Annotated in this window: 1 protein-coding gene; it reads right to left on the reverse strand. The window is 25.4% G+C overall.

What is annotated here, in order from left to right; all coding sequences use genetic code 11:
* Nucleotides 1-2,294: hypothetical protein (locus tag B0E44_RS14530; RefSeq protein WP_131828086.1), on the reverse strand; the 2,294-nt coding region annotated here is incomplete at its 3' end.
* Between the last annotated feature and the right edge of the window lie 31 nt (nucleotides 2,295-2,325).

Consider the following 2,325-nt stretch of genomic DNA (forward strand, 5'->3'; position numbering starts at 1 on the left):
GGAGTATATTGATCAGAAGTTTCTAATAAAAGGTTTTCAAAATTTTCATTAAAAGAATTTATAACATTGGTTTTGATTTGCCCTAAATAATTTGCTTTATCAAAAATATATTCAAGCGTCAACATTAATGCTTCACATCTAATGAGCAAATCTGGATATGCTTTTATCTCTTCTAGTAAATAAGTTAGACTATTAATTGCTTCTTGATTATTGAGGTCCTTGTTATAATAACAGTTAAAAATATTAAGATTAAAAGTTGTCTTATTGATAAACAATCCTTTGTCTTCGACTTCTCCTAAAAGGTTTTTGAACCTTTCAGCAATGCGAAATTTTGATTCATAGTTCTGAATTTTATAAATGTGTACACTTATTTCAGATAAAATTTCAAGATTAAAAATATCATTACTCTCAGAATTAATGATTTCATCAACAACATTTGTTATCACTGTTGTAATGTTATCTTTATCGTCAGAGTTCTCAAGCCATAAACGGTAAAGCTTTATTCTTTCTTTAGGATCTTTATAATTTAATATCTCTTCGTTTAATCTTTCAAAAGAGTATTTTCCTATAAACAACCTTAAAGAACTATTTATTTGTTTAGTTTTATCGTTTTCAATTTTTGAAAGAACATCTGTAAATTTAGAATCATTTTGTTCTTCAGAATTATTTAATGCTGCTAGTGATAGTTTTGTAAAAAGAAGTTCATTTATATTTACATTTTCATCGCCTTCACCCATATTTAGTATTGTAAGGGCGTATTTGGAACTTATTGAGATGAGATCAGAGACGATTTCATGCAAATCATTTCCATAATCAGCCAATTCCAGCGTATTGAAGATTAAATCAATTTTATCTATTAAAACGTCATCAATTATTTTTCTTTTTTCCTTTTGGTATTTAGCTATTTTACCGTAATATAGTAACTTATTCTTATTACTTAACAGTGAATCCGTTATTACTATTGCTTTATCGTATTCTTCAAGTGAAATTAATGAGAGAATTTTGTTTTCATTTTCGATGTCATTTTCAATGTCGTTAATGATAGATCCTTGTACCGAATAGTTAAACAAATCTTGATTTTTATTTAAATAAAAACTTGATTTACATACTTTATCAATTAAATCATTTACTTGAGAAATATTCTGAATTTGACTAAAAGCGTTAGCGATAAAGTTATCTTCAAAAACATTGAGTATTTTTGCATAATTCTTGTCTTTGAAAAGAATTTCAACTAGTCTAGTCTTATATCTTATTTCAGGTTGCTCGTAGTTTATTTTTATTTCAATACTTTTGATTTTGTCATTTAATAAACTATACTTTTTCTTAAAGATCTCTTTGTAAATGTTTGAAGTAAAACTAATATTTGAATTCTCTATTGTGAAAATTCGACTTAAAGAGCTAAATAAATCTTCAACCTTATTTAGTTCTTCATCAAAACCTACTGCAATATCATTTAATGAGTAGCTACCATCGCTCAAAGAAATTAGTGCAATGTATAAATTATAATCTTCAATTTTTTTCTGGTTTATCTTAGAAAGGTCTTTTTCTATATCCTGTTCTAACCAGTTTTCAAATTTATCAGCTATTTCAAGAGAATTAAAATTATTAGATTCTTGAAGACGTTCTTTTATTATTTTTAAGCGAGACGGAACACCATTTGAAAATGAATGTATTATTTTGATGTTTTCATCTAATAAATTAAACTCTTTAAAATAAATTTTGATTTCATTAATGCCAAATCCAATTACATTATTAGTGCCAAAATTAAGTTTTCTAAATATTTCTCTTTTTGCTATGACGTTATTATCAGTAAATACAAATCTAAAATTAATTACATCTAAATTTATTAACTCTAGTACTTCATCGACAAATACTAAGTTGCTTGAATGTTCAAGTCCATCTATGACAAAATAAAAAGTTTCTTTTTTTATAGCTCTTAATTTATTTTGCAATCGTCTAAATGTTTCTATTGAAGAATTATTACTTTCATTCGGTAAAGAAAGATAGTTTGCAATTTGAGGAATTAGATTCTCTAAGATATAATCGATATTAAATTCTCCTTTATTAAATTTTGAAAAAAATATCGAAAAACTATTTTTGTGCCTTGTGTATTCTGAAGAAATGGTAGTTTTGCCAGATTCATCAATTCCATCTATAAGCATGTATTGTTTTTTTTCAAATATTTTGTCAATATTTAAAATGTGATTAGAAATATCTAGCAGTATTGCTGGCGTAGGCTTGATTCCTAAGGATAAATCAAAATTATACTTTTCTTCTAATATTTCAGATTTCATATTTAGGTCTTATATTTAAACTATTTATTGT

Origin of the sequence: Flavobacterium sp. A45 (assembly GCF_002001005.1) — a bacterium.
Lineage (GTDB): Bacteria > Bacteroidota > Bacteroidia > Flavobacteriales > Flavobacteriaceae > Flavobacterium.